Here is a 23,759-nt window from a genome sequence, read left to right as displayed (position 1 = left end):
TATTATGCTATGATGTTTTTCACCAACTGTTGGTGAAATTCACCAACTCCATATGTAAATCATGGCTCGGCTGTTAAATAAGAAGGACTTTATGAAGCAAAACCTGATTGGTGAATCACCTGCTTTTCTCGCCGTACTAGATAAAGTATCACAACTTGCGCCTATTGAGCGTCCAGTCCTCATTATTGGTGAACGAGGAACGGGTAAAGAGCTCATCGCTCAGCGTTTGCATTATTTATCAAGACGTTGGGATAAGCCACTACTATCACTCAACTGTGCGACCTTAAGCGAAGGACTAATAGATTCAGAGCTATTTGGTCATGAGTCCGGCTCCTTTACAGGCTCTAAGGGCAAGCATAAAGGACGTTTCGAACGCGCCGAAGGCGGCACTTTGTTTCTTGACGAACTAGCCACCGCGCCCCTTTTAGTTCAAGAAAAGCTGTTGCGTGTCATCGAATATGGTGAATATGAACGAGTTGGCGGTCATACCGCTCTCAATGCGGATGTTCGACTTGTTTGTGCAACCAATGCGGACTTACCAAAATTGGCGGAACAAGGTGATTTCCGTGCCGACTTACTCGATCGTTTAGCGTTTGACGTCATCATGCTGCCTCCTCTTCGTGAACGAAAAGAAGACATCCTGTCTTTAGCAGAGCACTACGCGATGAAGATGTGCCGTGAACTTCAGCTCGAATATTTTGTCGGTTTTACCTCAAAAGCACAGCATTCGCTTCTTGAATATGAATGGCCAGGTAATGTCCGTGAACTAAAAAACGTGATTGAACGTGCTATTTACCAACATGGTCTCAATGCCGATCCAATTGATGAACTGATTTTCAATCCTTTTGAAACAGTTTGGAATAACACGCTTGGTCATAATGCCGAGCAAGCCGAACAGCAGCAAGAAGAGGAAGCACCAAGCAGCGCAGTTCAATTCCCTCTAGACTATAAACAGTGGCAAGAAGAGCAAGACATCCACTTACTCAATCGCGCATTGGAAGAAGCCAAGTTTAATCAACGACAAGCAGCCGAGCTACTTGGTTTGAGCTACCACCAATTACGAGGGATGGTTAGAAAATATGGTTTAGTCGGGCAAAGCTAGCTAGGTCGAAGGTGCTTGATCGGTTAGCGAGCGAGTGACAGCGCTCTAATTTGTATGTCTTTCAAGCATAACACCTTACAGTGTATGGATTTTATGTTTGGAGCGAGTTCACAAAGGTGATAAATTAGCGAGATCATTTTCGCTTGTTAGCTCTGAAAGAGTAAGATCAAATGAAACAAGCAAGATCCAATGAACATTTCATATTATGAATGCTTTTATAAGATTATCGCTGAGCCTTATTGGGATTAGCCTACTGACCGCTTGTGGTGATGAAATTGACCACAATGACATTCGCAAAGCTGGCTTTGTGTTTTGCGGACAAGGTAAGCCAACCACGTTTAACCCTCAGCTTATTGATAGCGGTATTACCGCAGAGGCACTGAGCCCGCAGTTGTACGATACGCTGCTCACGCTCGATCCTAAATCACATCAGCCAGTAGCAAATATCGCTGAAAGTTGGTCTGTGAATGAGTCAGGAACGGAATACACGTTTAAGCTTAAACGTAATGTTCAATTCCAAACCACGTCCTGGTTCACTCCCACTCGCCCATTGAATGCAAAGGATGTGGTATTTAGCTTCAAGCGAATCATTGATGTAGACCATCCTTTTCACCAAGTAGGTGGTGGTTTTTATCCATGGTTTGCAGGGTTAGATTTTCAAAACCTGCTGCAAAACGTGACTGCGATTGACGAGCATACGGTAAGGTTTACCTTATCTCAGCCAAATTTTTCCTTCTTGGCAAATATTGCCACCAGCCATGCTGTCATATTGTCTGCGGAGTACGGACAGCAACTGGCAGCAAAAGATCATAAAGAAGAAATCGACCAACTTCCTATCGGTACCGGCCCATATCAGCTAAAAGAATACCAAGTGAACGACTTGATTCGTTTGGAACGTCACTCTAACTACTGGAAGTCACCCGCGAAAATGGAACAAGTGGTGTTCGATATCTCTCATCGAGGCACTGGTACCTTGGCGAAACTTTTAAGAAACGAGTGTGATGTGCTCTCTTCGCCTATTTCAAGCCAAATACCCATTATTCAAGAAAATGACAATCTTGAGCTAACTGCTACGCCAGCCAACAACGTTTCCTTTATTGCGATCAACACTGAAACCACCGCACTTAGTGATGCTCGCGTCCGCCAAGCACTTAACTTAGCGATTAACCGTCAGAACATTTTAGATTCGGTTTACTACGGAACTGGCTCGCAAGCTTATACATTGCTACCGCCTAATTCATGGGCCTATCAAAAGGACAGCGTAAAAATTCGTTATGACCGTAACTATGCATTAGCACTACTCCGTGATGCTGGCTATGAAGACGGTCTAGAGCTGACCATGTGGGTACCACTTGAACCACGCGCCTTTAACCCAAGTCCTCGCAAGACCGCGGAGCTAATCCAAGCGAATTTTGCCGATATTGGGGTTGAGTTAACGTTGCTAACCGATGATAGATTCGAACGTGTGGATTTAGAGAACATCAACGACATCGATTTACTTTTAACTGGTTGGATTGGTGATACCGGGGACCCTGACAACTTTTTCCGCCCGTTATTATCTTGTGAGTCTGATCGCGTTGGCCTCAACGTATCGATGTGGTGTAACGATGATTTCGATTTCTTACTCGATTTGGCATTGGAAACTCAAGAACCGCGTTACCGTCTGAACCTATATCGCCAAGCGCAGAACATTTTAAATCAAGAATTCCCGGTAATTCCTCTGGCACATGGTGTGCAATTCCGTGTTCACGACAAATCACTGACAGGCTTCAAATCAAGCCCTTTCAATGCCCAACCGTTTGATAGAGTTGAGAGAATTCACTGATGTTTTGGTATACCGTTCGACGCTTTAACCTATTTTTCATCACTTTGATGATCCTCACGTTAGTGGGCTTTTCTCTGCTGCGCCTTGACCCTCTCTCGCACTGGGCAAACGTTGATTTTTGGTCTGGTTGGCAAACTTACTTAATCAACCTTTCTCAGCTTGATTTTGGCATAAGTAAAAACGGCAACGCGATTTATGACGAGCTCGCCGTCGTATTCCCTGCCACTTTGGAACTGTGCTTTTTTGCCTTTTTGGTGTCCCTTTTGATCGGCATTCCGCTTGGAACCGTGGCTGGGATGAAGCAAGGTAAATGGCTCGACACCAGCATTTCATTCATGTCGATGTCTGGTTATTCCGCTCCAATTTTTTGGGTGGCTTTGTTACTTATCATGGTTTTTTCATTGGAATACCAACTCTTTCCCGTGGCAGGACGGTATGACCTGCTTTACGAAATTGATCATGTAACCGGATTTGCCATTATCGATGCATTCATGGCGAAAGGTGAATACCGCGCTCACGCACTGCAAAGCGTCATTGAGCATATGGTGCTGCCATGTTTGGTGCTCGCTTTGGCTCCAACCACGCAGGTTGTCGGACTAATGCGTTCTTCGGTGGCGGAAGTGATGAGCCAAAACTACATTCGTGCAGCGAGAATCAAAGGTCTCTCTAACCGCGAGATCGTAACTCAACATGTCTTGCGTAATGCGATACCGCCTATCATCCCCAAAGTCGGTGTTCAGCTTTCCAGTATGATTACCTTGGCTATCATCACTGAATCTATTTTTAACTGGCCGGGTATTGGTCGTTGGTTGTTAGATGCATTGGCAAACCAAGATTATGCATCAATCCAAGCTGGCGTGATGGTACTTGCGACTTTGGTTCTCACCGCTAATATTCTCTCTGATTTGATTGGCGCGATGATTAACCCTCTAGTTCGAAAGGAATGGTATGCTAACAAATAACGTTTATCAGGAAGAGCGCATTCCAACTCAGTTTGAGCGATTTTGGCGAAGTTACCGCGCCAACGGGCTAGCCATGTTTGGCCTATGGTGCTTGGTATTTATCGTCCTAATTACCATTTTTGCGCCACTGCTTGCGCCGTTTGATGCCCAAGCACAGTCAGGCGAATTGCTTGTGCCGCCATCATGGGCCCCAGCTGGAACGGTTGATTACTTTTTGGGAACCGATGACTTAGGCCGAGACATTCTGTCACGCTTGATCATGGGCTCTCAACTTACATTTGGTGCAGCCGTTGCCATCACTGCGATTGCCGCGGTCGTAGGTTGTTTGATTGGCGTATTAGCAGGTATGACGAAAGGCTTACTGTCGAGTACCCTCAATCACTTGCTCGATACTGTAATGTCGATTCCCTCGTTGTTATTAGCGATCATTTTTGTGGCATTTCTAGGTTTTGGTGGGTTCAACATTTTACTCGCGATCTGCTTGGCTTTGATTCCGCGTTTTATTCGCTCCGTTTATATCGCAGTCCACACCGAAGTTGAAAAAGACTACATTATGGCGGCACGTCTTGATGGCGCGAACGATTTCTACTTGTTGTGGAGTTCAATTCTTCCCAACATATTGACGGTCATTGCTGCTGAAATCACACTCGCGCTCTCTGCTGCGATTTTAGATATTACTGCGCTGGGTTTTCTTGGCTTAGGCGCACAAGCACCAAGTACTGAGTGGGGAGCGATATTAGGTGACTCTGTCGAGTTGATTTATATTGCACCTTGGACCGTAACCCTACCCGGCCTAACCATCATGTTTACCGTTATTACCCTAAACTTAGTAGGTGAAGGTGTACGTCAAGCGCTTAATGCGGGGATCGAATAATGCCGTTGTTAGATATTCGACATTTGACTATTGAGATCGAAACCCCTCAAGGGTTGGTCAAAGCCGTGGACCGAATGAGCCTAACTTTGAATGAAGGCGAAATTCGTGGTCTTGTAGGTGAGTCTGGTTCAGGGAAAAGCTTGGTTGCAAAAGCGATTGTTGGGGTAAGTAAAGATAACTGGCGCATTACCGCGGACCGTATGCGCCTTGGCAATATTGACTTGCTTCAGCTTACGCCAAAAGAGCGTCGACGTGTCATTGCCCGTGATATTGCGATGATCTTCCAAGAGCCATCAACCTGTCTTGATCCTTCAGAAGAAGTGGGACGTCAATTGATCGAGTCCATCCCATCTCGCGCGTTTGAAGGGAAATGGTGGGAGCGATTTAAATGGCGTAAAAAACAAGCCATCGCGCTTCTGCATAAAGTAGGCATTAAAGATCACAAGCGTTTAATGGGTAGCTACCCTTATGAACTGACTGATGGTGAGTGCCAAAAAGTCATGATTGCCATGGCGATAGCGACCAAACCAAAGTTGCTAATCGCAGATGAACCAACGAACGACTTGGACCCGATTACCCAGTCGCAAATATTGCGTTTATTGAGCCGTATGAACCAGCTCAATAACACGACTATTCTGCTTATCGGTCACGACTTAGCAACCATCACACAATGGGCGGGCCGCATTACGGTAATGTATTGTGGTCAGTCGGTAGAGTCTGCCGATACCAGTAAAATCATTGCAGCACCCAAGCACCCGTATACAGATGCCTTGCTTAAAGCGATGCCAGACTTTAATGATTGGGTACCACACAAGCAAAAACTCCAATCCCTACCGGGCTCGATTCCGCCATTGCAGCATCTGCCAATCGGTTGTCGACTCGGTCCACGTTGTCCGTATGCGCAGAAACAATGTGTTGAAATTCCACACACCAGACGAATTAAGAATCATAAATTTAACTGCCACTTTCCATTGAACACGGAGAAAAAGTCATGAGTGCGTTACTTGAAGTCGATAATTTATCGAAGCAGTTTGTTACGCGCTCCCGACTATTCAAACGTCAGGTTAATGAGGCTGTCAAACCGGTGAGCTTTACGTTAGAGCCGGGGCAAACTATCGGTTTTATTGGCCAAAACGGTTCAGGAAAATCCACTCTTGCCCGTATGCTTGCAGGCGTTGTAGAGCCAAGCTCCGGAGAGATCCGTGTGAATGGCGAACGTTTGGAGCACAAAGATTACGCAACACGCTGTAAGCTCATTCGCATGATTTTCCAAGATCCAAACACATCGCTCAACCCGCGTATCCAGATTGGCCGTATTTTGGAAGGCCCATTAAAGCGAAATACCAACATGCCGCCAGATGCACGCATGCAGCGTGTGAAGAACACCCTACTCCGCGTCGGATTGTTGCCTGAACACGCCTATTTTTACCCACAAATGCTAGCGGCAGGTCAAAAACAGCGTGTGTGTTTAGCTCGTGCGCTTATTCTTCAACCTTCCATCATTGTCGCTGACGAGGCGTTAAACGGTTTGGATATGGCAATGCGCTCACAGATCATTAACTTATTCCTCGAGTTGCAAGAAGAGATGGGATTGTCATTTGTGTATGTATCTCAACACATTGGCATTGTTAAGCACATTACTGACAAAGTGATGGTGATGCATGAAGGTGAAGTGGTCGAGTTTGGCGAAACCAACCAGGTATTGACTCATCCCGAGCATCCTATTACTCAACGCCTAGTCGAAAGCCACTTCTATAAGGCGCCAAGCCACCAAACAAAATAGCCTATCAAAGATGTCATCGTTCAAATGTAAAGAAGCCTGCGTTAAAGCAGGCTTCTTTATTAAATGGACACGAATCAAAAAATTAGCGGCGGCTCGCTTGTTTGCGCAGTTCAAAATCAAACTCGTCAGGAAACAATACGACCCCTTCTTCATTTTGATTTGGGAATACAACAATCGATAGCTCGTCATCCTCTAGACCAGAGGTCCAACGACTGTGCCACTTGTTTAGAGAGATCGCTTCTGGCTCGCAATCTTCCCAATCACCATTCGCCCATTGCAAAGCAAACTCTTCGTTTGGCCATACTGGTACACAATCATCATCTTCTGTATTTAACATGACACAGCCATGTTCATCTTTCAGAATCCAAACTTTACGATTCGCCACAATCTCTTTTACGCAGTACTTTAAACGTTGCTCTTCGTTGTAACGATTGATGGTATCCATCTGCTCTTGGGTCAGTTGCTCAGACATATTCGTCTCCTATTTCCCATAGAAAAATGCCCGCAGCTAGGCGGGCATTTAAAGTATATGCTAGAAAATTAAGCTAGCTCAGTTTGAAGCCAAGGCCAACCTTGCTTCTTACGGCTTAGCGTGTTTTCCATCATTAGCATGCCGTCTTTTTCGTGCTTAACAAGCTTCTCAGCCCACTCACCTTTATATAGAAGACGAGTTTGAGCAGTCGTGATGTCTGTTAGCATTACGGCAGCGAACGCTAGGTTATCTTTCTCACAACGAGATTCTAGGTCTGCTTCTAGTGCTTCGATCATACCGTCAACTTGCTCAAGAGTTGCAAGTTCAACCTGACCAACCACTACGTCACGACCGTTGAATGGGTAACCTTTAAGGTCTTTCTCAACAAGCTCAGCCGCAGATAGACCTTCGATGTTTGTCTTAGCAATTAGAAGATCTTTAGTGAATGCGTCAACATCTTGTACGTCTGCGATTATCGCTAGCTCAGCAACGGCATCTTTGTCTTTTTGTGTACAAGTTGGAGAAGCGAAGCCTACTGTGTCAGATAGAATTGCTGACATCATTAGCTTAGCGATTTGTGGAGTAATCGCGTGACCTTCAATCTTGAACATGTTGAATAGAACAGTGTTGGTACAACCAACAGGCCAGATCCATGCTTCCATTGGGTTTACTGTCATCACGTCACCTAGGCGGTGGTGGTCAACAATACCCGCAATTTCAGCTTCTGCGATATCGTCTGGTGCTTGTGCTAGATCTGAGTAATCTACTAGCCAAACGGTCTCACCCGCAACTGATGTGCGAAGCTCAGGAACTTCAGCGCCAGCAACTTCTAGGATGTGCTGAGTTTCACGGTTGATTTCGCCTTGGCGAATTGGCATAGCTTCAACGCCACGCGCTTTTAGAAGTTCAGTTGCAACGAGTGCACTACAAATACTGTCACTGTCTGGGTTCTTATGACCTACAACTAGAATCATGTTTCTTCCTATTCAAGTCAATTTTATACGCCGCCTAATACAGTTAATTAGGGCGTGTTTGCTCACAAAGGCCGATACTTTACCTGATTTCAGAGAGTTTGACACGAAGAAAAGTTCACAATGCTATTGCGAATAAATCTCATTTACATATAATGATAATTATTCCTATTTGCATTTGAGTAAACGATGAACGCGACCCAATTTTTACACTCTGCACAACAGTTGTTTCAGCCTACTCAGTTTCGTTTAGCTTATAAGCGATTGTTGATCCCTATCGTCATGCTCATTTTGCTAGGCAATGAAAATACACGTGACGTTGCCGTACAGACGCTATCCGACTCATTCTGGGCGGTGTCATGCTATGTTGCTGCCACATTGGCTATTTATCATTATCTTTCAAACTTTATGTCGAAAACCAATCGAATTACCGAGCTCTACCATCGCTCGCGTAATCATCAGGTTTTCTTTGCTTCTTTATTGGGTGCTTTGCCTGGCTGTGGTGGCGCTATTGTTGTGACAACGCAATTTATTAGTGGCCGAGTGGGATTTGGTGCGATTGTCGCGGTACTTACTTCAACAATGGGTGACGCTGCCTTTTTACTTCTTGCCGCCAAACCAAGTGTTGGATTAGGCGTGGTTGGATTAGGCATAATCGTGGGTACTCTTTCAGGGCTGGTCGTTAATGCTTTTCATGCTGATAACTTTCTGCGTCCAGAGCCAAAAGAAGCACCTCAAACACATGCTTGTTGCCAACACCAGACAGACCGACACACGCCTCTTGAACAACGTGCAATCAATCTACAAGGCGCATTTTGGAAATGGCTTATTGTGCCTGCTAGTGTCGTCGCTGTGTTAATGTCTTTCCAAATCGATATTAATCAGCTGTTGTCTTTGCAGGCCAATACCATTGAATGGCTGGGCGCTATCTTCGCGGTGATCACAATGTCGTTGTGGGCGATGACAAAAGAGCTCGGCGATTATCAGTCAACGGTCTCTGAAGATGAAAAAATTGTGGACTCGCACCCAATTCAAAAAGCGGCTCAAGACACAAACTTCGTCAGTGCTTGGGTGATCGTGGCGTTTCTGGCGTTTGAACTGACGACCTATTTTTCTGGAATCGACCTCGTAGAAACCTTTTCTCATTGGGGGATATGGATGCCATTAGCTGGCTTAGCCATTGGTATGCTACCTGGTTGCGGACCGCAAATTTTAGTCACCAGCCTGTACATCTCTGGTGCAGCTCCACTTTCTGCGCAACTGGCCAATGCGATTTCTAACGATGGTGACGCCCTATTCCCCGCCATTGCAATGGCACCGAAAGCTGCTTTGGTCGCGACTATTTATTCGTCCATTCCTGCGTTTATTGTTGGATACGGGTATTACTTTTTATTCGAGTTCTAACGCTCAGGACGTCAAAATAAGAAAGGAGCCACAGTAGGCCCCTTTCTTGTTTTTATAATCGAACGATTTGCTGCACGTTATGCCGTGACGATCGCTTTCGCATTTAACCCTTTATCCACGCTCACCATTAATAACTGACAAGGTTCTTGGTTTAGCTTTTCTCCTGTCCAGTAATCATACCAATCCATCGGTTGATCAGACGTCAGCGTAAATTCCATCGCCCCGTAGCTGGCATAGTTAAACAAGCAATGAAGGTCATTCTTCGTCGTTAGCTTTAAAAACGCATGATTTAAACTCAAAGCCGTGAACTTTGCTGACTCTTGGTTACGTTGTTGACGTAGCATGAGCTTAGCCAATGTCTTCTTTGCAAATGGCGTAATCTCAGGGAGCGGATCGCCAGACAGCAGCAAACCACCACACGCCAATAACACCGTGCGATGAAATTCATACTCTTCTCTGGATGCAGCTTGATTAGCTAATGACGTGAATGTCGCGCAATCCGGATCAATTTGCCACAGTTTTCGATGCTGCCAACTACGGTAAAAGGTTTCTTTGGCTATCTGCTCGAAACGACGACTATGGCGTTCTACGTCATCAGAAACACGCATTGCATCCACAAGCCCTAGAGATGGCCACATTGGCGCGTTGCAACCTAAAAGCCACGCATCACCAGCGCCTTTAGCAATCGCTTCCATTCCTAAGCGATACGCCTCAACGCCTGTAATACCAGATTGTTTACGCACACCTTTCAAGGTGCCCCAATAGTTCGCGTCTAGCTTGAACAATTCAACGCCCCACTCTTGTCTCATGACAGAGACCACATTCGTCAGATGGTCTTGCACTTCTGGATTTGAGGTATCAAGTATGTACCAAGGCGTGCAGCGCCAACCACCGTATGTGACATCTTCTGCTTTAAGTAAGCTTCCATCTTTGTGACGAACAAACCACTCTGGGTGTTGTTTGAAGATCTCCGACTCAGGTTGAGCAATAAAGGGGCCATCCAAATCGCCGGCTTTTTGCCTTTTGCACGGATACTATGAATGAGCTCTTTCACACCACCAGAAAACTTATCCGATGGGATTAACCAATCGCCCATAAAGGCTTGATAGCCATCATCCAGAAGTACCCACTCTAGGTCTTCAAGCTTATCTTGCATGCAATCAACGTTCTGCATGATGTTTTGCTCTGTCACGTCTGCGTAGTAGGCATACCACGAACACCAACCGACAGGCGCATCTTGTGTCACACCTTGGCGAACAGGATGATGCTCTGCAATCATCTCGCCATAGATTTGATAAAGCTCAGACAGAGATTGGCCACAGAGTACCGCCACGGATTCAAGTTGATTACTTTCCCAATCCGCCACTTGAGTAAACTCACCATCAATCGCGGCCGATAAAACCCAATGTCCATCACGCAGGACAACATCAAAATAGCCCGCAAAACGGTGACATGAAGTAAAGCCAAACAAGGTATAGCCAGCCGAGCCTTCCACCACTAAATAGTTGTAGTAACGCTTAGGGGCATCTTTGGGATAGATTCGATAAGAAGGGTTGTTGTCTGGACAGCGACCAATCTCAACGGGATGGCTAACCGTTCCCGCTGTTTGCGCTAGCATTTGGAAGCCATCACCAATCACGTTGGCCTCGTGCTCGTATAAAAACGGCATCTCGAACAACACTTCACGGTCGGTAAACGTTTTATTGTGAAGCCCAGCAAAAGAAAAATGTAATTGATTACCCTCAACTTCAACTTGGAGGTCGTTGTTATTCACAGTGATCTCAATGTGATTTGCCAATTGAATGCTCTGAGCCATAAAGAGTCTACTCACTTAATTATTATTGTTTAGCTTGGTTCATTATCCCCTGCTTGTCCCACCCAATTCGTTATCGACGTCACGAATCCTACTGTCGTTTAGCATCACAAATTTATTATTGAGATAACGCTCACTGAAATTTTGGTTAAAAAAATACCAGCCCGAAGGCTGGTATTTCGATTGATGTGAATTGCATTAATTAAGCAACTTCGATTGGACCACCGAATGAAGTCACTGGCGGTACTTTGCCGGTGAACTTCTCGAAGTCTACGATACATGTGTTCGCAGAAGTCGCCTGCGCAAGTTCAGAAGAGCCAATGTCTTGCGTTAGCGTGTTAGGGTCACCGTAAGTACAGATTGCGCCCTCTTTCTCGTTTAGAGGACCGTACCATGCACCTTCTTCGATACGAATAACGCCACGTGGGTAGCTGTCAGTAAGAACAGCACCAGCTAATAGCTGACCACGACCGTTGAATACGCGCACTAAGTCACCGTCTTTGATGCCTTTCGCTTTCGCATCCGCTGGGTTGATGTAAACAGGCTCACGACCTTGCACCGCGTAAGTTGCACGGAACTCTTCAGATTCACACATTTGAGAGTGCAGACGCTTGTCTGGGTGACAAGACTGCAACCAGAATGGGTATTTATCTGAACCAGGGCCACCGTGTGAACGCTCTGATTTTTCGAACCACATTGGGTGTTCTTGACAGTGTTCGTAGCCGTAACGGCCGATCTTACGAGACGTGATCTCGATGAAACCAGACGGCGTACCTAGTGGGTTAAGCTCAGGGTCTTTACGGAAGTCCGCATGACGAACCCAAGGTTTACCTTCACCGAAGTCTAGTACGCTCTTCTCCCAGAACTCATTGAATTCTGGCATTTCAAACTTACCTTCGTTCGCTTTCTTACAATCGTTGTAAAGGCTTTCGATCCATTCCATCTCGCTCATACCACGAGTGTATTCTTCGCGGCGACCAAAACGCTGAGTTAGTTCACTCATGATTTGGAAGTCAGGCTTAGATTGGAACAATGGATCGACGAGACGATGCATTGCAATCAGACCTTTGTTCGAGTATGAACCGTATACGTCGATGTCGTTACGTTCCCATTGCGTACACGCAGGTAGAACGATATCCGAGAAACGACATGTTGCAGTCCAAGCAAACTCGATCGTTACAACCGTTTGAAGTTTGCGGAACGCTTTCTTCATGCGGTTACGATCTTGATGGTGGTGCCATGGGTTACAACCCGAGATCACCATCATCTTGAAGTCTGGCAGTTTCACTTTACCGCCGTTGTAGTTGATCTCTTTGCCTGGTTCTAGCAGACAGTCGATCCAACGTGCAACTGGGATAGTACGGCTGTAACCGTTAAAGTCGTTGTTGTCCCACTTCGGCTTCATACCTTGGTCAAGGTTACGAGGGAAACCACCAGGGCCCGCGAAACCAGTTGAAGGTACACCGATACTTGAGTAATGGTGACCGTAAGAGATACCACCGCCAGGTAGACCGATTTGACCAACCATTGCAGCAACCACAGCCGCCGCCCAGTATGGTTGCTCACCGTGCTCTTGACGCTGGATACACCAACCCATCAGGATCTGTGTACGACCACTTACTAGCATACGCGCGAATTCGCGAATCTTGTCCGCTTTCACGCCACAGATAGCCGCAGCCCACTCTGGTGTTTTCTCTACTTTGTCTTTTGTCTTACCTTGAACGTATTGAATAAACTCTTCAAAGCCTAGACAGTATGTATCAATGAACTTCTTATCGTACAAGTCTTCGTTGTACAGCACGTGCGCCACAGCAAGCATGAACGCTACGTCTGTCAGCGGGTTAATGTACAAGTGATCGTTCTCTAAGTAGCGCTGAGTCTTGTTCTTCACTGGATCTACAGATAGAACGTTGATCTCACCTTTCGCTACTTTTTCTTTTAGTTGTGCTAGGTACTTGAACGACTCATGCGTTTCACAGTTCCAACCTACTTGAAGGTTTTTCACTGGGTCGTTAGCCCAAAGAACGATGTTGTCAGAGTTCTCTAGGATTTCAGACCAAGACGTACCTTGTGCGTAAACTTCGGTTGAACCAAGTACGTAAGGCATGATGGTTTGACCTGCACCCGTCGAGTAGTCACCTACTTTCGTGATGAAGTTGCCGTGCATACCCACTGCACGTTGCATGTGCGCGGTACAGTTGTTGAATGAACCTGTTTGGTTCCAACCCGTTTGACCTGCGTGTAGCGCCCATGGACCGTAGTCTTTTTGAATACGTTCTAGTTCACGGTAGAACAAATCTAGCGCTTCATCCCAAGTCACGCGGATGAAACGGTTGTTACCGCGAGTATCCGCGCTATATTTGTGTTTCTTCAACCAATCTAGACGAACCATTGGGTAACGCACACGTGAAGGGCTGTAAATAATGCCCTTGATGCCGTTTAGCATTTCAGTTGGGTTTTTGTCTAGCTCTAGCGGTTTGATCTCTTGAACTTTACCCGCGTAGATGTGGGCGCGGAACGCGCCCAGTGAGAACCTGTTACTTTCCAAGTACCTGTCGTCTCAACAGCATTGGCAGAGGCTGACGCCAATAAGCTAGGACCAATAACTGACGCTGCACTTGTGGTTGCTACACCTTTAAGAAAACTTCTTCGTGTAATAGCCATTTAAATTACTCCAATCCGACGCTTATTAGTGGTGACCTTCAGCATAATCTGAAGAGTGTTTCTGTAGATACTTCAAGATCAGGGCTTCACTGTCTGTATCTAGGTTAACGAACGCCAACATACCGTCGAACATACCTGGCCAGGTGTTCGCGTCGAAGTGCGCTTCCGCAGGTTGAGTGTGACATACAGAACAATTGGTCTTGTACGCTTCACGAGATTTTTCCCAAACAGGATTGATGTCGTTCAGCATAGACTCTTTCTTAAGCCATACTTTCGCTGCCACTTTTTCCCATGGAAGACCCGTTAGCTCATCCACTTTTTTCTCACCAGTCGTCACAATGTTGCTGTCTGTCGCTGCTTCTTTCATCAGAGACGCAGTCGCAATGTTCTTACCGAAGTCTTCTTGAATTACGCGACCAAAGCCTTTCGCTTTACGCCAGCCATCGATTTCGATTTCAACAAACTCGCCTTTGTCTTCAAGAACTTTAACGGTCGATGCTGGGTTAAGAAGACCGGCTTCTTTAGTGCCTTGCGCATCAAAGTAAATAGGTAGGTGACGAACACTCACTAGTTGCTGACCTACTGAGTAATCTGTATTTGAAGTCATACCTTCTAGGTCACCCACGATACCGCCGATGCTGTCCATACCTGCTGGCAGGTTATGCGCGATACCTTTATGACAGTCAACACAGCTTTGATCTTTCTCTGCTGCTTGCTTCATTTGGATACGAGCGGTTGGGGACATTTGCTCGAAATCCATCGATTCGTAGTTGTGGCAGTTCTTACACTCTAAAGATTTGTTTGCCGAGAAACGATCCCATTCGTGTTTCGCAAGTTCGATACGACGCTCTTCGAACACACCCGGTTCGTCGTAGTTGCCAAATACCTGTGCAAATACCTCTTTAGATGCCTGCATTTTACGAGCAATTTTGTCTGTCCAGTTATGAGGAACGTGACAGTCAGGGCAAGTAGCACGAACGCCTGAATGGTTTTTCCAGTGAACCGTTTCTTGCAGCTCAACGTACACGTTGTCACGCATTGTGTGACAACTAATACAGAATTCTTCTGTGTTGGTTGCTTCTAGAGCGGTGTTAAAGCCACCCCAAAAGATAACACCAGCAATGAAGCCGCCCATAGTCAGCACACCTAGGCTGATATGTACAGCTGGGCGCGTCATGGTACGCCACAGTTTAATGATTAATGATTTCATTATTTGCTCTCTTAAAATCTTTTCAAAAGTGTGGTTATGAGCTCACAGGCTTACATGCCGTGCGCGCCTGGAGGTCCAAAGAAGAACACTTGCAACATCCAAACGATGAACCCGTAACCGCCGACAAAAGCCACACTCAGAATTGGGAAGAGAACAACTGCAATGAAGAGGAACGACTTCCACTCCAGGGAGCGTTTTTCACCACTCTCAATTTTATTAACATCACTCATACATTTGCCTATTTTGTATCTAGTGTTATTGAAAAGCCCGCGTAACCAAGCTTAAGTTTTTTACAATCTCTAATGGAAAATGTTAGACCATACTAATAGTAAGGTTCAATCAAATAAGAGCTCTCAGGCCTTGTAATTCAACACTTTTTTGAGCTCATCCAGAGATGTGATTGATTGATGTTATTTATTAAAAAACATGAACAGATGTGACAAAATAAGTCTTTTAACCAATTGTTAAAACAACAACATTTACCAAACATAAGTTACATTTGGATAGTAATTAACGGGTCATAAATTGGCTTAAAAACCCGTCAAAAGATAATCAGTTGTGAATAAAATGATGCAAAATAATGACGAGAATAGCGGTAAAGGTTTACGTTGAGAACATCAAAAAATGCACATTGATGTTCATATAAAGGAGGAGCTTAGTTACAATTATTCGCGGATTTTCGAGGAGCGATTATGGATAGCGTGGTGGATATAAGTTGGACCAAACTGGCATTGTTTGGTCTGATTTTGTTGGTTCCCTTCTTTATTAATGCCCGCTACAAATTAGGGATTGCGAAAGACACGATCATCAGTGTTATTCGTATGACACTTCAGCTCATATTGATTGGCGTGTATTTAGAGTATCTTTTTCAATTAAACAGCTTACTGGTCAATATACTTTGGCTTGCCATCATGTTACTGATTGGTGCAAGCTCAATTGCAGGAAAAGCTCGCCTGCCTAAAAAGCCACTTATGCTTCCTCTTCTTACAGGCTTAACCTGTGGCCTAATTCCACTTCTTATAGCGATTACCGCAGGCCTAGTACAGCCATCCCCTATTTACAACGCCCAGTACATGATCCCACTTGCGGGCATGCTATTGGGTAACAGCTTAAGTAGTAACATCATCGCACTGCAGAATTTATTTACGGCTTTTGAACAGAGACAATCAGAATACGAGGCTGCTATCTCACTTGGTGCCTCTCCTCGTTATGCATCATTCCCCTTCATTCAAGAGGCCCTTAGAAAGTCACTTGCTCCAACTTTAGCCTCTATGGCCACTACAGGGCTGGTTACCTTGCCAGGCATGATGACTGGTCAAATTCTAGGTGGCGCAAGCCCGATGGTTGCAATTAAATATCAGTTGGTGATTATGCTGGCTATTTTCGTCATGTTGAGTACCTCCGTCGCTATTACGCTGGAGATGACACTGAGCTGGGTACAAACGAAAGAAGGCCGGATCAAAATAAAAATCCAACAACCAGAACCTACCAAAACTCATAGATAGTTTAAGCGTGTGAACAAAGCCAGTGGAAGGGCTTGTATTATCAAGTCAAACGCACTTTTAACTGAATAACTCATCCATTCTTTAAACATTCATCAAGACGCTTTCTGGAGAAAAGTCAGACAGAATTATCTCGAGTATAAGCCTCTAATTTTATGAAATTTTCTTTGCAAGTTTAGATACGCACGGCCTTTGAGACAGGTTATCCACAGAAAATGTGGATAAACACCCTAAACCCATACGCAACCAGAAACATAGTAACATAAGTGATCAATCTAATCGTCATGCTTTGATCACTTGCCTGACATATTCTAATTTTAGAGTAAAGATAGTGACCACAAACTTGGAGAGACGTACATGGATGTCTTAATGATCAAAGAAAATTACGATGAACTCCTATCCGATGCACCTCTGGACTGGCTCGTTCAAGAACCAAAGGAAGTGACTTCTCATTGGCTCCCAACCGATTTTGGCATCAATGAAGAGCTGATTTAACTCACTCGATTTGTGTGAAACTTATCGACATGAATAAAAGAAAGGCGAACCATTTGGCTCGCCTTTCTTTTATTCTTTTAGATTTATCGTAAATGCTTGTCTTCATCACGTAGATAAATCATCCAATACCACATACCAACGAATACACCGCCACCAATGATGTTCCCTATCGTTACAGGGATAAGGTTATTTACGATGAACCCCATCATGTTTAAGTCCGCATAGTTTGCAATATCCGCCCCTGTCATTTGCCAAAATGCTTCCGGTGCAAAATATTTGATTCCAATCGCCATGGGGACTTGGAACATGTTCGCAATACAGTGCTCGAAACCTGCCGACACGAACATAGCTACTGGCAGAATCATGACCGCTATTTTGTCAGTTAATGTACGTCCACTAAACGTCATCCAAACAGCAATACACACCAGCACGTTACACATGATGCCAAGCGCAACAGCAGCAAAGAAACCATGGTGCAATTTGTGTTGAGAGATCGCCATCGCGTTGAGGCCAACTTGGCCGTGATCAAACATATACTGCTTGGTGACCAACATGCATGCTACCAACAAAAGAGCGCCAACCATGTTGCCGAAATAAACTACAAACCAGTTTTTGATTAGCGCTTGCCACGAGATCTTTCCACTCGCTCGCGCTACCAATGTTAATACTGAGCTAGTGAAAAGCTCACCACCTGTAACGACAACAAGAATCAAACCAAGGCTGAAGGCTAGGCCACCGATTAGCCTGGTAATACCCCATGGAAGGTCGCCTGCACCTGTTGTCACCGTGGTGTAAAAGATGAACGCAATACCAATATGAAGTCCGGCAGAAATTGCCAATAAAAAAGATTTGATCGGTGCTTTAGTTGCTTTACCTACCCCCACTTCAGCCGCGCGTTCCGCAGCCTGAGGCGGTAATAGTGAGTCAAACTGATTGAAGTTCATTGTGGTGTAACATTTAGAAACAATTAAAGAGGCGCGGATAATCGCTCCATTTCCCTACTTTTTCAAGCGCTATTTGACATGTTTACTAAAAATGTTGTTATCGAGAGATCAACCGATAAAGGTCAACTATCATTCGCAATCGTAACTATCATTGATACTTAACAAGTATTCTGTCTTTCGAACAAAGATCCTGCGTTATATCAGCCTGATAGCGCCATACTTAACACTTCTTATCGTTTAATGTTGCTCAACTCTTCTTTTCAGACTAGCTTGGTAAAAAAAGCGTAAAGGAATCATTTATGAAATATTCAGCTGAACATATCGCCGAATTGAACCTACTTCTTCAGTTCGACCTAAGTAGTGCTGCAACTGGTATTAAAGTTCATACAGACGCGTCAGAAGAAATGCAGGCAGCCGTTGCTCGTCTATACGAGAAGCAACTTTGTACACAGCCTGATGGTGGTTATTTAACAGATGAAGGTATTGAAGTCGCAGAGCATGCGGATAAGATTTTAAGAGTCCTTTCTGTGTAATTTGAACAAAAACGCCACCGAATTCGGTGGCGTTTTTTTATTGGTCCCTGCATTTTGTTCCTGCCGAAACCTGCGGTGCTAATCGTTTTTTCATTTTGCTAAATGGCTGCACCTTGTCATACAACCAATTAAAGCCTGTGGCATAAAATAGGAAGAACACTAGGAAGCCAGCTTCCAACACCAGAGCTTGGAGAAGCGTAATTTCTAAGAACCAAGCAATGACGGGTATAGAGATAAAGATCAACCCTCCCTCGAATCCAATTGTATGCCCAAAACGCATTGCTAAACTTCGCTCAGTTCGATTGCTGCCAAACCACTTATCAAAGTACAAGTTGTAGATGTAATTCCACACAACGGTATACATGCTCAACCCAATCCCAACTAACGCGAGATCACTCGATCCCTTTCCGGTGATCAATGAAGCCGCTGGCACAATGATCGCGAGTGCGATTAACTCAAAAAGTACTGCATGAAAAATTCGTTCGTTACGAGTCATATTTCTCTGTCCAAATAGTTCTACTCAATGCTTAGAATTTTATCTATTATTCAGATAACAAAAAGTTAGATACCATCGGCAAAAGCGATATGTTTACCATCGAACAACTGCAAGCTTTCATTGCTACATCAGAAACCGGATCGTTTTCAGGCGCGGCAAGAAAACTGGGGCGAGCTCAATCCGTAGTCAGCCAACACATCATAAATATGGAAGTCGACTGTGGTGTTGATCTATTTGATCGCTCTGGTCGATATCCGAAATTAACCGAGAGTGGCCTCGCGCTCATACCTTATGCACAAGCGGCAATCAGCCAACTAGACCGATTAAACAACAGAGCATCACAGCTTTTTTCAACACCAACTAATAAATTGGTTTTAGCCATTGATGAAGGGATTCCTCTGACTCGCTTGCCCGACGTGCTAAAAAATTTAGAGCAACGCTTTCCACATTTGCAAGTTGAATGCTTGACTGCTTCAAGTCCGGATATTATTGAATTGGTCAAATCGGAGCGCGCCACTACTGGGATTATTTTGAGTGACTTACAAATGCCGAGACATATCGATTTCACTAATCTTGGTAACATTGCGTTCGATGTCTATGTCTCTTCAACACACGCTCTGGCACAGCAACGCGTCACTCACATTGATCAACTCAAACAACATCGTCAACTGGTCATACGCTCCAAAAACGCAGAGCCATGTGGTCTCAATCAAGCATTCAGCCCGGATATCTGGTACGCTGATAACTACTATATTTTGTTGGAATTAGCGAATAAAGGGTTTGGTTGGTGCTTTCTTCCGGAGCATTTAGTCGCGTATTCACCGAACACACTGAAAAGAGTTGGGGATGATTTCACAAAGCTGGCTTGGCAAGTCAATGTTGACCTTATTCAACATCAGAAATGGCATTCAGATCCCCTCCATCAACAAGCCAAAGCAGAGCTGCTCAATCTATTCGAGCAGACATAAATAAGTAAGTAAGTAGGAAGACCCAAATGGCAAATACATTGATCGTAGGTGCAGGCTGGCTCGGAACTCCGCTAGCAGAAACTTTGATGAAAGACGGACACCACGTTGTCGTTACCCGTCGTAACCAAGCTCGGTTAAACGAGTTACCCGCTTCATTAACTCACTCCGCATTATTCGATTTTAATCAACTTAACGCGGCGAAACGGCTAGATGAGTTGCTTAAGCAACATCAAATTACTCACGTTGTCGGTGCTTTTCCCCCTGGTTTTCGCAAAGGACGCGGACAAGAATACGCCCAACAATGGCAAATGCTCGCAAACGCAGCAAAGCAAAACAACGTTGAAAAGCTCGTTATGATTAGCTCTACAACGGTGTATCCCAACCTAGCTTCTGATATGGAAGAAGCAGATGCGTCACTCTCTTTAGCAGCCGACAGCCCTTATTTCTCTGACAATGCACGTATTATGCTGCAAGCCGAGCAGCATGTTATCGACTCTAATATTAGCTTCGTCATTATGCGTTGTAGCGGGCTAATTGGGCCAGACAGGCACCCTTCTCGCTTTGCAATGAGACTAAAACAAGTCAGTCGTAAAGCGCCTGCTAATATGCTTCATCAAGACGATGCGGTATCGGCGGTCAAATTTGCTTTAGATAATTTAAGTAACCAAGTCATTAACGTGACCACACCGCATACCGTCAGCAAGGCGGAGTTCTACCAAGCCGCTATAAATAAGAGCGAAAGTGAGATACCTCTTCCACCAGTCACAGAACAAACAGATAAGCGCATTCTCGCAGACAAACTACTCTCACTTGGCTATCAATTTCATTTCAACTCAACTTTGGACGCGCTATGAAACTCTATCGACACATAGAAACACTTTGGGATTACATGCAACTCAAACATGAGCTGAAACCCGCAGACTGTTTGTTTGTGATGTGCAGTAACGATGTGCGTGTAGCAGAACATGCAGCAAATCTGTACCACCAAAAGTTAGCGCCTTTGATTGTATTTTCAGGAGGAGAAGGTCGTTTTACCGATGGACTGTTTGAAAAAAGCGAAGCGGAAACTTTTGCCGAGATTGCCAAGATGTCAGGTGTGCCCAGTGAAGCAATTTTGCTCGAAACTGAATCCACCAACAGTGGAGAAAACGTTCGCTTTACTGAGCAGCGATTGAAAGAGGAAGGAAAACATTGCTCATCGTTTATTCTGGTGCAAAAACCATTTATGGAACGCAGAGCTATAGCGACATTTGAAAAACAGTGGCAGTCACCCTACTCCCAGCTCCAAGTAAGCTCTACGGCTCATCCGTTTTTTGAGTATATTAATGAAGACATGCCATTAATGATGGTGCTAGAAGCACTAATGGAAGATTTCTCTCGTGTAAAAAGCTATCCAGAGAAAGGATTTCAAACCGAGCAAAGCATCCCTCCGCAGGTAGAATCATCTTATCAGTTTTTGCTAGAGAGATTTGGTTTTGACTTAGTCTAAGCCCTTTCTAGCAGACAACAAAAAGCCACCGATTACGGTGGCTTTTCTGTATTAATACGGATTATTTACCGAGTGCTTCTTTGTAATGCTGACGGCACACGGAGACATATTTGTCGTTACCGCCGATCGCAACTTGATCGCCCTCTTTAATCGCCACGCCATGTTCATCGGTACGAATAACCATATTCGCTTTGCGACCGCAGTGGCAGATCGTTTTGAGCTCAACCAACTTGTCTGCCCAAGATAACAGGTACTTACTGCCTTCAAAAAGTTCGCCTAGAAAATCGGTGCGAAGGCCGTAACACAATACTGGAATATGCAGTTTATCAACAACTTCAGTAAGTTGGTAAACCTGCTCTTTCGACAAGAACTGACACTCATCAACAAGAATACAGTGACGTTTCTCAACCTCATTCAGAGCTGCGATCTCTTGATATAAATTGGTATCCTGACGAAACAAATGTGCATCAGATTGAAGACCAATACGAGAGCTCACTTTACCAACACCAAAGCGATCATCTAGTGCAGCCGTAAAAATAACTGGCGTCATGCCGCGTTCTTGATAGTTGAAAGAGGATTGAAGAAGCGTTGTTGATTTACCCGCATTCATTGCTGAGTAATAGAAATACATCTGAGCCACAGAGCATTACCTAAAGTTAAAGTTTTAATTTATGGAAATGGAAAATAAAAGGGCTGAATTATCAGCCCTTTAAAATTGAAAATTCAATTATTTACGACGCCACGTTGTGCCCTCTGGACCATCTTCTAGGACAATGCCCATTTCGGTCAGTTTGTCACGAGCCATATCTGCATTCGCCCAATCTTTCGCAGCGCGAGAGTCGTTACGCAGCTTGATAAGAGCTTCGATTTCAGCCACTTCATCATCGTTACCTGCATCACCTTTTAGGAAGGCTTCTGGATCTTGGTGAAGAATACCGATCACATCTGCTAGTTCACGCATTAGCGCACCTAGCTCGCTCGCTTTCTCTAGGTTTTCTGTTTTCAGACGGTTAACTTCGCGCGCCATGTCGAACAGAACTGAGTACGCTTCTGGCGTATTGAAGTCATCGTTCATCGCTGCTGTAAAGCGAGATACATACTCTTCACCACCAGCAGGAGCAGCATTTAGATCCAAACCACGTAGAGAAGTGTATAGACGCTCAAGCGAAGCGCGTGCTTGGTTTAGGTTCTCTTCGCTGTAGTTTAACTGGCTACGGTAGTGACCAGACATAAGGAAGTAACGAACCGTTTCTGCATCGTAGTGACCAAGTACGTCACGGATAGTAAAGAAGTTGCCTAGAGACTTAGACATCTTCTCGCGATCTACCATCACCATGCCACTGTGCATCCAAGTATTTACGTACTTAGTGTCGTGTGCACAGCATGATTGCGCGATTTCGTTTTCGTGGTGTGGGAACTGAAGATCAGAGCCGCCACCGTGAATATCAAAGTGATCACCTAGGATTGAAGAGTTCATAGCAGAACATTCAATGTGCCAGCCTGGACGACCAGGGCCCCATGGTGATTCCCACGTAGGTTCACCTGGTTTAGACATCTTCCAAAGAACGAAGTCTAGTGGGCTGCGTTTGGCTGTTTCGACATCAACGCGCGCGCCCGCTTGCAGCTGATCCAAATCTTGTTTAGACAGTTTGCCGTATTCGTCAAACTTGCGAACCTCAAACATTACATCGCCATTATCCGCAACGTAAGCAAAACCACGTTCAATCAGTTTTTGAACAAGTTCGATGATTTCTGGAATAAACTGGGTTGCACGAGGCTCAATATCTGGGCGCTTCATGTTTAATGCGTCGAAGTCTGCGTGCATTTCACCGATCAAGCGCTCGGTCAATGAGTCACAAGACTCGCCATTTTCAGCCGCACGTTTAATGATCTTATCATCGATGTCTGTGATGTTGCGTACAAACGTTAGATCGTAACCTAGGTAACGAAGGTAACGTGATACCACGTCAAAGGAGACAAAAGTGCGACCGTGACCGATGTGACAGAGATCGTAGATGGTAACTCCACAGACATACATGCCGACTTTGCCAGCTGTAATTGGTTTGAATTCCTCTTTCTGTCTTGTGAGTGTGTTATATATCTTTAACATGATCTCTATCTATGATTGTGAATGAATAAAAGAAGGTCGAGTATATCAACTCCGACCTGGTTAGGTAATAGCAATTAACCGATAAAACGATAATCGGCTAAACTTCAAGCACAAAACGAAGAATTTCCTCTTCCTGAGTTTT

Annotated in this window: 21 protein-coding genes and 2 pseudogenes; 13 read left to right on the top strand and 10 right to left on the bottom strand. The window is 44.9% G+C overall.

Going from position 1 to position 23,759, the window contains the following annotated elements; translation table 11 throughout:
- Positions 1–91: 91 nt before the first annotated feature.
- The 6 genes from pspF to P4S59_RS06115 all read left to right on the top strand — a co-directional run bounded on the left by pspF (position 92) and on the right by P4S59_RS06115 (position 6,546).
- A complete protein-coding gene (pspF, locus tag P4S59_RS06140; RefSeq protein ID WP_046874789.1) occupies positions 92–1,102 on the top strand; it encodes a phage shock protein operon transcriptional activator in 1,011 nt (336 codons plus the stop codon).
- Between the two features lie 205 nt (positions 1,103–1,307).
- Positions 1,308–2,927 (top strand): ABC transporter substrate-binding protein SapA, encoded by a 1,620-nt coding sequence (gene sapA, locus P4S59_RS06135; RefSeq protein WP_337168094.1) that lies wholly within the window; start codon positions 1,308–1,310, stop codon positions 2,925–2,927.
- Positions 2,927–3,889, top strand: a complete 963-nt coding sequence (locus P4S59_RS06130; protein ID WP_046874787.1) for an ABC transporter permease — start codon at positions 2,927–2,929, stop codon at positions 3,887–3,889. The genes sapA and P4S59_RS06130 overlap by 1 nt, the downstream gene beginning before the upstream one ends.
- Positions 3,876–4,763, top strand: coding sequence for an ABC transporter permease subunit (locus P4S59_RS06125; protein WP_005378123.1), 888 nt, complete (start codon positions 3,876–3,878; stop codon positions 4,761–4,763). The genes P4S59_RS06130 and P4S59_RS06125 overlap by 14 nt, the downstream gene beginning before the upstream one ends.
- Positions 4,763–5,758, top strand: coding sequence for a peptide ABC transporter ATP-binding protein (locus tag P4S59_RS06120; RefSeq protein WP_005378126.1), 996 nt, complete (start codon positions 4,763–4,765; stop codon positions 5,756–5,758). The genes P4S59_RS06125 and P4S59_RS06120 overlap by 1 nt, the downstream gene beginning before the upstream one ends.
- Positions 5,755–6,546: a peptide ABC transporter ATP-binding protein gene (locus tag P4S59_RS06115; protein WP_005393308.1), complete on the top strand. Its 792-nt coding sequence runs from the start codon at positions 5,755–5,757 to the stop codon at positions 6,544–6,546. The genes P4S59_RS06120 and P4S59_RS06115 overlap by 4 nt, the downstream gene beginning before the upstream one ends.
- A gap of 82 nt (positions 6,547–6,628) precedes the next feature.
- Here the strand turns inward: P4S59_RS06115 and P4S59_RS06110 are convergent, their stop codons facing one another.
- Both P4S59_RS06110 and P4S59_RS06105 read right to left on the bottom strand, forming a co-directional pair.
- Positions 6,629–7,018: a DUF2750 domain-containing protein gene (locus tag P4S59_RS06110; RefSeq protein ID WP_005378129.1), complete on the bottom strand. Its 390-nt coding sequence runs from the start codon at positions 7,016–7,018 to the stop codon at positions 6,629–6,631.
- Positions 7,019–7,086: 68 nt separating this feature from the next.
- The gene (locus tag P4S59_RS06105) at positions 7,087–7,992 is read right to left on the bottom strand and encodes a manganese-dependent inorganic pyrophosphatase (protein ID WP_337168093.1); all 906 of its coding nucleotides are present in this window, start codon (positions 7,990–7,992) and stop codon (positions 7,087–7,089) included.
- Positions 7,993–8,178: 186 nt separating this feature from the next.
- Between P4S59_RS06105 and P4S59_RS06100 the strand changes: the two genes are divergently transcribed.
- A complete protein-coding gene (locus tag P4S59_RS06100) occupies positions 8,179–9,393 on the top strand; it encodes a putative manganese transporter (protein WP_258586726.1) in 1,215 nt (404 codons plus the stop codon).
- A 77-nt stretch (positions 9,394–9,470) separates the two neighbouring features.
- On the opposite strand, the pseudogene P4S59_RS06095 reads toward P4S59_RS06100, so the two are convergent.
- From P4S59_RS06095 to torE, 4 genes and pseudogenes are all read right to left on the bottom strand, one after another.
- Positions 9,471–11,209: pseudogene (locus P4S59_RS06095) on the bottom strand (glycoside hydrolase family 36 protein).
- Between the two features lie 199 nt (positions 11,210–11,408).
- Positions 11,409–13,870, bottom strand: a pseudogene (gene torA / locus P4S59_RS06090) (trimethylamine-N-oxide reductase TorA).
- Positions 13,871–13,895: 25 nt separating this feature from the next.
- Entirely contained in the window at positions 13,896–15,080 is a 1,185-nt protein-coding gene (gene torC, locus P4S59_RS06085) for a pentaheme c-type cytochrome TorC (protein ID WP_031780338.1), read from the bottom strand.
- Positions 15,081–15,130: 50 nt separating this feature from the next.
- Entirely contained in the window at positions 15,131–15,310 is a 180-nt protein-coding gene (gene torE, locus P4S59_RS06080) for a trimethylamine N-oxide reductase system protein TorE (protein ID WP_005378141.1), read from the bottom strand.
- Positions 15,311–15,772: 462 nt separating this feature from the next.
- On the opposite strand from torE, the gene P4S59_RS06075 reads away from it, so the two are divergent.
- Together P4S59_RS06075 and P4S59_RS06070 are read left to right on the top strand one after the other, a co-directional pair.
- Positions 15,773–16,585 (top strand): ABC transporter permease, encoded by an 813-nt coding sequence (locus P4S59_RS06075; RefSeq protein ID WP_065645351.1) that lies wholly within the window; start codon positions 15,773–15,775, stop codon positions 16,583–16,585.
- Positions 16,586–16,939: 354 nt separating this feature from the next.
- The gene (locus P4S59_RS06070; RefSeq protein WP_005378145.1) at positions 16,940–17,077 is read left to right on the top strand and encodes a hypothetical protein; all 138 of its coding nucleotides are present in this window, start codon (positions 16,940–16,942) and stop codon (positions 17,075–17,077) included.
- An 83-nt stretch (positions 17,078–17,160) separates the two neighbouring features.
- Here the strand turns inward: P4S59_RS06070 and focA are convergent, their stop codons facing one another.
- Positions 17,161–18,021, bottom strand: a complete 861-nt coding sequence (gene focA / locus P4S59_RS06065; protein ID WP_005393324.1) for a formate transporter FocA — start codon at positions 18,019–18,021, stop codon at positions 17,161–17,163.
- A 299-nt stretch (positions 18,022–18,320) separates the two neighbouring features.
- Between focA and P4S59_RS06060 the strand changes: the two genes are divergently transcribed.
- Positions 18,321–18,554: a TIGR02647 family protein gene (locus tag P4S59_RS06060; RefSeq protein WP_005378148.1), complete on the top strand. Its 234-nt coding sequence runs from the start codon at positions 18,321–18,323 to the stop codon at positions 18,552–18,554.
- Positions 18,555–18,591: 37 nt separating this feature from the next.
- Here the strand turns inward: P4S59_RS06060 and P4S59_RS06055 are convergent, their stop codons facing one another.
- Complete coding sequence (locus P4S59_RS06055) at positions 18,592–19,050, bottom strand: PACE efflux transporter (protein ID WP_005390910.1); 459 nt, start codon at positions 19,048–19,050, stop codon at positions 18,592–18,594.
- A gap of 89 nt (positions 19,051–19,139) precedes the next feature.
- Between P4S59_RS06055 and P4S59_RS06050 the strand changes: the two genes are divergently transcribed.
- The 3 genes from P4S59_RS06050 to P4S59_RS06040 are packed head-to-tail and all read left to right on the top strand — an operon-like array spanning position 19,140 to position 21,507.
- Positions 19,140–20,018 carry a LysR family transcriptional regulator gene (locus P4S59_RS06050; RefSeq protein WP_005390908.1) on the top strand — a complete coding sequence of 293 codons (879 nt, stop codon included), beginning with the start codon at positions 19,140–19,142 and terminating at the stop codon, positions 20,016–20,018.
- A gap of 26 nt (positions 20,019–20,044) precedes the next feature.
- Complete coding sequence (locus P4S59_RS06045) at positions 20,045–20,872, top strand: NAD-dependent epimerase/dehydratase family protein (protein WP_161445668.1); 828 nt, start codon at positions 20,045–20,047, stop codon at positions 20,870–20,872.
- The gene (locus tag P4S59_RS06040) at positions 20,869–21,507 is read left to right on the top strand and encodes a YdcF family protein (protein WP_337168092.1); all 639 of its coding nucleotides are present in this window, start codon (positions 20,869–20,871) and stop codon (positions 21,505–21,507) included. Before P4S59_RS06045 ends, P4S59_RS06040 begins: the two co-directional genes overlap by 4 nt.
- Before the next feature lie 61 nt (positions 21,508–21,568).
- On the opposite strand, the gene P4S59_RS06035 is transcribed toward P4S59_RS06040, so the two are convergent.
- Together P4S59_RS06035 and cysS are read right to left on the bottom strand one after the other, a co-directional pair.
- Positions 21,569–22,147: a thymidine kinase gene (locus tag P4S59_RS06035; RefSeq protein WP_005378154.1), complete on the bottom strand. Its 579-nt coding sequence runs from the start codon at positions 22,145–22,147 to the stop codon at positions 21,569–21,571.
- Positions 22,148–22,234: 87 nt separating this feature from the next.
- Positions 22,235–23,617 (bottom strand): cysteine--tRNA ligase, encoded by a 1,383-nt coding sequence (gene cysS / locus P4S59_RS06030; RefSeq protein ID WP_005390902.1) that lies wholly within the window; start codon positions 23,615–23,617, stop codon positions 22,235–22,237.
- Positions 23,618–23,759 lie beyond the last annotated feature (142 nt).

Source organism: Vibrio sp. M60_M70, from assembly GCF_037162085.1.
In the GTDB taxonomy this organism is placed as follows: domain Bacteria; phylum Pseudomonadota; class Gammaproteobacteria; order Enterobacterales; family Vibrionaceae; genus Vibrio; species Vibrio diabolicus.
The sequence above is the reverse complement of the archived record's forward strand: the minus strand, read 5'-3'. Positions and strand labels throughout refer to the sequence as shown.

Excerpts from the sequence above, each read along its gene's own strand:
- pspF (WP_046874789.1), top strand. The coding sequence starts at position 92 with ATGAAGCAAAACCTGATTGGTGAATCACCTGCTTTTCTCGCCGTACTA.
- sapA (WP_337168094.1), top strand. The coding sequence starts at position 1,308 with ATGAATGCTTTTATAAGATTATCGCTGAGCCTTATTGGGATTAGCCTA.
- P4S59_RS06130 (WP_046874787.1), top strand. The coding sequence starts at position 2,927 with ATGTTTTGGTATACCGTTCGACGCTTTAACCTATTTTTCATCACTTTG.
- P4S59_RS06125 (WP_005378123.1), top strand. The coding sequence starts at position 3,876 with ATGCTAACAAATAACGTTTATCAGGAAGAGCGCATTCCAACTCAGTTT.
- P4S59_RS06120 (WP_005378126.1), top strand. The coding sequence starts at position 4,763 with ATGCCGTTGTTAGATATTCGACATTTGACTATTGAGATCGAAACCCCT.
- P4S59_RS06115 (WP_005393308.1), top strand. The coding sequence starts at position 5,755 with ATGAGTGCGTTACTTGAAGTCGATAATTTATCGAAGCAGTTTGTTACG.
- P4S59_RS06110 (WP_005378129.1), bottom strand. The coding sequence starts at position 7,018 with ATGTCTGAGCAACTGACCCAAGAGCAGATGGATACCATCAATCGTTAC.
- P4S59_RS06105 (WP_337168093.1), bottom strand. The coding sequence starts at position 7,992 with ATGATTCTAGTTGTAGGTCATAAGAACCCAGACAGTGACAGTATTTGT.
- P4S59_RS06100 (WP_258586726.1), top strand. The coding sequence starts at position 8,179 with ATGAACGCGACCCAATTTTTACACTCTGCACAACAGTTGTTTCAGCCT.
- torC (WP_031780338.1), bottom strand. The coding sequence starts at position 15,080 with ATGAAATCATTAATCATTAAACTGTGGCGTACCATGACGCGCCCAGCT.
- torE (WP_005378141.1), bottom strand. The coding sequence starts at position 15,310 with ATGAGTGATGTTAATAAAATTGAGAGTGGTGAAAAACGCTCCCTGGAG.
- P4S59_RS06075 (WP_065645351.1), top strand. The coding sequence starts at position 15,773 with ATGGATAGCGTGGTGGATATAAGTTGGACCAAACTGGCATTGTTTGGT.
- P4S59_RS06070 (WP_005378145.1), top strand. The coding sequence starts at position 16,940 with ATGGATGTCTTAATGATCAAAGAAAATTACGATGAACTCCTATCCGAT.
- focA (WP_005393324.1), bottom strand. The coding sequence starts at position 18,021 with ATGAACTTCAATCAGTTTGACTCACTATTACCGCCTCAGGCTGCGGAA.
- P4S59_RS06060 (WP_005378148.1), top strand. The coding sequence starts at position 18,321 with ATGAAATATTCAGCTGAACATATCGCCGAATTGAACCTACTTCTTCAG.
- P4S59_RS06055 (WP_005390910.1), bottom strand. The coding sequence starts at position 19,050 with ATGACTCGTAACGAACGAATTTTTCATGCAGTACTTTTTGAGTTAATC.
- P4S59_RS06050 (WP_005390908.1), top strand. The coding sequence starts at position 19,140 with ATGTTTACCATCGAACAACTGCAAGCTTTCATTGCTACATCAGAAACC.
- P4S59_RS06045 (WP_161445668.1), top strand. The coding sequence starts at position 20,045 with ATGGCAAATACATTGATCGTAGGTGCAGGCTGGCTCGGAACTCCGCTA.
- P4S59_RS06040 (WP_337168092.1), top strand. The coding sequence starts at position 20,869 with ATGAAACTCTATCGACACATAGAAACACTTTGGGATTACATGCAACTC.
- cysS (WP_005390902.1), bottom strand. The coding sequence starts at position 23,617 with ATGTTAAAGATATATAACACACTCACAAGACAGAAAGAGGAATTCAAA.